General features: G+C 40.5%; 4 protein-coding genes. All 4 read right to left on the reverse strand.

The annotated features are described in order from the left end of the window. On the reverse strand, window positions 1-921 hold a 921-nt coding region (locus AAF462_10495; protein MEM7009551.1), incomplete at its 3' end, for an AAA family ATPase. Window positions 922-1,042: 121 nt separating this feature from the next. Next, window positions 1,043-1,954 carry an ornithine carbamoyltransferase gene (gene argF, locus AAF462_10500; protein MEM7009552.1) on the reverse strand — a complete coding sequence of 304 codons (912 nt, stop codon included), beginning with the start codon at window positions 1,952-1,954 and terminating at the stop codon, window positions 1,043-1,045. Then, on the reverse strand, window positions 1,947-3,149 hold the full coding sequence (locus tag AAF462_10505; GenBank protein ID MEM7009553.1) for an aspartate aminotransferase family protein: 1,203 nt from the start codon (window positions 3,147-3,149) through the stop codon (window positions 1,947-1,949). Before AAF462_10505 ends, argF begins: the two co-directional genes overlap by 8 nt. Next, window positions 3,146-4,030, reverse strand: coding sequence for an acetylglutamate kinase (argB, locus tag AAF462_10510; GenBank protein ID MEM7009554.1), 885 nt, complete (start codon window positions 4,028-4,030; stop codon window positions 3,146-3,148). The genes AAF462_10505 and argB overlap by 4 nt, the downstream gene beginning before the upstream one ends. Window positions 4,031-4,267 lie beyond the last annotated feature (237 nt).

Consider the following 4,267-nt stretch of genomic DNA (forward strand, 5'->3'; position numbering starts at 1 on the left):
AAGCTCAAATCCTTCTTCTTCAAACTCAGTTTGGTAATTCATTATCTTAAGCTGAATAATTTCTTGCAAAGTATCCCTGCTTAGAGGTGAAAACGGGACAATTCTATTAAATCTTGCAATTAGCTCTGGAAGAAAACCAAAGAGCTGAAATTTTGTTATATCATCGGCCTCTTCATGGCTCATATTATATGCAATTGTGTCGTCATAGACTTGATTGTCGTCTAAGTTTTTAACAAACCCTGCTTCATTACTGCCAAATAGGTTTTTTATTCCTGAGAATGCACCGACTGCAAAAAACGAAATGTCGCGGGTTGATATAAGCGCCCTTGGGCCTCGGCTAGAAAAGCCAAAATCTAAAGGGATCTGAACATCGGTGCCCTCTAGAATTTTTAGGAGTTCTCTTTGTACACCAAAACCGGAGACATCTTTCGTGGTGCCTTGCCCTGCAAAACGAGCGCTGCTGTAAGAGCCCGCTATTTTATCAAACTCATCAAGCACAACCACCCCGCACTCAGCAATATCTATGCTCTCGTTTGCTGAATACACTAGTTGTACCAGAATATTTACTACGTCGTCCCCGACATAGCCAGACTCCGTAAACTTAGTCATATCAATAATTACAAATGGAAGTTTGAATATCTCTCCGAAAAGAAGCTCGATCAGATATGTTTTTCCGCAGCCAGTTGGCCCCATTAGTATTGAATTAGGTCTTGGAACTAGATCTACCCGCGGGGTATTTTTAGAATGCATCTGCTTTAGACGCTTGACGTGTCGGTAGGCAGCAAGCGATACAGCTCTTCTTGCCTCTTCCTGTCCTTTATAGCCAAGCTTATCTAGCTCGGTAAATATTTTCTTAGGCGAAGGAAGTGGAACAGTCTGTATAAAGTCCTTTACATAATATACTTTTTCACCGCGTCTCATTAATATAAATCCCCCAGAGGATAACTCCTTATAATTCTAACACCAATATTAGCGATATGATAATAAAAATTTAGTTCAAGTGTAAAATTATCCAAATCTATTTATATAGATAAATTGGTTACTACTTAAGCAGCATCTCTAATATTGCTTTTCCCATGTGGAGCTTGTTCTCGGCCTGATCTAATATTACTGAATTAGGTCCCTCGAGCGCTTCTTTGGTTATTTCCTCTCCAATATGAGCCGGAAGGCAGTGCATTACCAAAGCACCAGGGTTTGCAGTATTTATAAGCTCAGCATTAATTTGATATGGTTTAAATATTTTCTGTTTTTTCTTTGCTTCTTTTTCCTGACCCATGCTTACCCAGACATCTGTGTACAGTACATCTGCATTTTGTGCGGCTGCTTTTGGATCGTTTATAATTTCTATAGAACCATTTCCAATTTGTGATGCTATCTCTAAAAATCCTGGATCAGGCTCATACCCTGTAGGAGTGGCGATAGAAAGGTTAAATCCGAGTGTTGAAGCTGCGCCTATAAAGGAATTTACAATATTGTTGCCGTCCCCCACATATGCAATTTTTATCTTATTTAGTTTCTTCCCATTCTCGATAATCGTAAACAAATCAGCCGCTATTTGCGTTGGATGGCCAAGATCTGTAAGTGCGTTTATTACTGGAACGCTTGAGTTTTCAGCAAACTCCTCAATTCTCTCCTGCTCGAACGTTCTAATAATAACCCCGTCAAGATAAGATGATAGAATTTTTGCTGTGTCTGCGATAGACTCACCCCGGCCTAACTGCATATCCGAAGGGTTCATATACAGGCAGTTCGCGCCAAGATCGTTTATCCCAACTTCAAAAGATACCCTAGTCCTTGTGGACAGCTTTTCAAAAACCATTCCGATTGATTTATTTTTCAACGATCTATGGCTTTTACCCGCTTTCTTATCCTTTTTAAGCTGGGCCGCTCTTTTAAAAAGTTTCTTGAAGTCACTTTTTGATAGGTCAAAAATACTAAGAAGATGTCTAGGCACCACTCACCTCTTTTAACGCCTTATGTATTGTTTTAACGGCCAGATCTATCTCTTTTTGTTTTACATTCAGAGGAGGCAGTATCCTCATCACTTTTTTATTCGTTAGAATTGTAAGAAGTCCATTTTCTATGCAGTTGTTAACCACTTTCTTTGCAGTGTCTGGGTTTTTAAACTCTATGCCTAATATTAAACCTTTACCCCTTACTTCTTTTATCTCTTTTTTGTAAGTTTCGCTGAGCTCTTTTAGTTTCTCCAAGAAATATTGGCCTTGGTCAGTTGCACCGTCTAATAAACCTTCCTCACTTATGGTATTAAACACTGCAAGCCCGGTGCTCATTGCAAGCGGATTTCCCCCGAGTGTAGTGCCATGCATTCCGGGTGCAAGGTGTTTAGCAACTTTGTTAGTAGTAAGAAATGCGCCACAAGGTATCCCGCCGCCAAGCGCTTTTGAAAGCGTCATGATATCAGGCTTAATCCCATATTGCTCATAGGCAAACAATTTCCCTGTTCTGCCCACACCAACTTGCACTTCATCAAGAATCAAGAGTACTTTATGCTTTGTGCAAAGAGATCGTACTTTCTTTAAATACCCATCGGGCGGCAGAATAACACCGTTTTCCCCTTGAATAGGCTCTAGCATTACAGCGCAAACTTTATCGTCCTGAAGCGCTTTTTCTAAAGACTCTACTTTGCCGTAGGGTATAGATTTAAATCCTGGAACAAGTGGCTTAAAACCTTCTTGATAGGTTTTGCTTGTTGCACTAAGTGAGCCCATCGACCTTCCGTGAAAGGCGTCTTTGGCATGGATAATTTTATATTTGCCGCCCATAGCGCCACCCCATTTACGGGCGAGTTTAATAGCCCCCTCGTTAGCCTCAGTTCCGCTGTTGCAGAAGAAAACCTTATCTGCAAAAGAGTTTTCTACTAATAGCTTTGCGAACTCTCCTTGCTTCTCAATATGAAAAAGGTTACACGGTTGAACTAGCTGTTTTGATTGTTCTCTTATTGCTTTAGTAAGATTAGGATGACAGTGGCCTAGGTTGTTAACTGCTATGCCAGTTACAAAATCAAGGTATTTCTTGCCGTCCGCATCCCAAACCCAAGAGCCTTTCCCTTTTACCATAGCAATAGGGTAGCGCCCATAGGTATTCATGACATATTCTTTTGTATTGGAAATAATTTGCTTGGTGCTCAAAGAACTATCTCCGTTCCGATTCCGGAATCTGTGAATATCTCAAGTATCAGAGAATGGTCAATAGTGCCGTCAATTATATGCACTTTCTGTACCCCTTCATGAAGAGCTTCGATAGCGCACATAACCTTTGGTATCATTCCGCTTGAGATTGTCTCTTTTTTAATCAGCTTTTTAGCCTGGGATTCATTTAATGTAGATATTAATTTTTTCTTTTCATCAAGTATTCCAGTCACATTTGTAAGAAGTATAAGCTTAACAGCGTTAAGAGCGCCTGCTATACGGCCGGCCACATGATCAGCGTTAATATTAAAAGTTCTTCCCTCATCATCAAATCCGATTGGGGCGATAACTGGAATAAAGCCTGAGTTCTCGAGCACTTTAATAAGATCCGGGTTTACGCTGTCTACTTCTCCGACCATTCCCAAGTCTGCACCTTTTGGGATTTTAACGCCGTTTTCCTTGCCGAATTTCTTAAGGTCTAGCTTTTTAGCAAGGATCATCTTTCCTTCTTTCCCTGATGTTCCAACAGCCTTACCGCCCATAGAGTGTATGGCTTCAATGATTTTCTGGTTTATTTTTCCTACAAGAACCATCTCGGCAACTTCCATTGTTTGCTGATCGGTTACCCTTAGGCCCGCAATAAAATCAGTCTCAATGCCAAGTTTTTTAAGGTGATTTCCGATCTGAGGCCCGCCCCCGTGCACAACAACAGGGTGCATGCCTACGTATTTCATGAGCACTATGTCTCTGGCAAAGTTAGATAGATCCTCGTCTCCTACGCTACCGCCATACTTAACCACAATAGTCTGGCCGTAGAATTCCTTTATGTAGGGAAGGGCCTCTACCAGAGTCTTTGCTTTATTTGTGAATTCTTTTTTCATAACTTAATCCTTTAATGAAGCTCACTATTATAAAATATATATACCACTCTGCCAATAACTATTTTAGAATCATGATTTATCGCCAAGCACAATTTATCCTGTTATATTTTCGTTTAAGGAGACGAGCCGAATGAGTACAGATTATAAAGAGAGCAAAGTAGACATAAGCGAGAAGGGCCGGGAAAAAGACGGTACCGTAATATCCTCTGATAGAAGGCTGTTTATGCAATTTATGGC

This window comes from Thermodesulfobacteriota bacterium (assembly GCA_039028315.1).
Lineage (GTDB): Bacteria > Desulfobacterota_D > UBA1144 > Nemesobacterales > UBA2774 > CR02bin9.

Coding starts and splice junctions, on each gene's coding strand:
- argB (MEM7009554.1), bottom strand. CDS start 4,030: ATGAAAAAAGAATTCACAAATAAAGCAAAGACTCTGGTAGAGGCCCTT.